We start from the raw sequence: 533 nt of genomic DNA, 5'->3' as shown, positions 1-533 counted from the left end.
AGCATCTGTTTGTAGGAGACCAACAGCTTCTTCTTTCCGGTTGCGACTTCGACCAGGAAGATTCCGTCGTTGTCCGGCGCCGTGACGCCCGTGGTCCAGTCGAAGGATTCCGGATAGCCGGTGACGGGGCGCAAGCGCGCCAGCCGTCCGTAGTTCAAGCCGAGAAACCAGCCGCCGTTCTGGGCGACGCCGCTGTTTCCGAACGGGGTGTCCTCGTAGCGGAATTCGCGCACGCGGCGTTTCTTTTCGATGTCGTACAGGACGGCGAAGACCTGGTTGGTCCGGGGATCGCGATCGTTGAAAAACAACTGCGTATCCGGGGATTTCGGGTTCCAGTAGAACATGGTGCCCTGCTGGAAGTTCCAGGCGCGGGACTGGTCGATTACGGTAATCGCGTTGTTGCGGTGAGTGTCAATGAGGATGACGTTGGCCGCATCCTTGGCCGTGGGCATGCGGTCCTGGAACGTGGTTTCGAGGGCAACGATGTAGCGCCCGTTGCCGTTCCACGGAATGTTTTTGGCATGGCCGATATA

At 59.3% G+C, this 533-nt stretch carries 1 protein-coding gene; it reads right to left on the bottom strand.

Going from position 1 to position 533, the window contains the following annotated elements; translation table 11 throughout:
* The coding region (locus tag JNK74_30090; GenBank protein ID MBL7650420.1) for a hypothetical protein at positions 1 to 533 on the bottom strand (533 nt) is incomplete at both ends.

It is taken from the genome of Candidatus Hydrogenedentota bacterium (genome assembly GCA_016791475.1).
Taxonomy (GTDB): domain Bacteria; phylum Hydrogenedentota; class Hydrogenedentia; order Hydrogenedentales; family JAEUWI01; genus JAEUWI01.
This window is presented reverse-complemented; position numbering and strand designations above follow the sequence as displayed.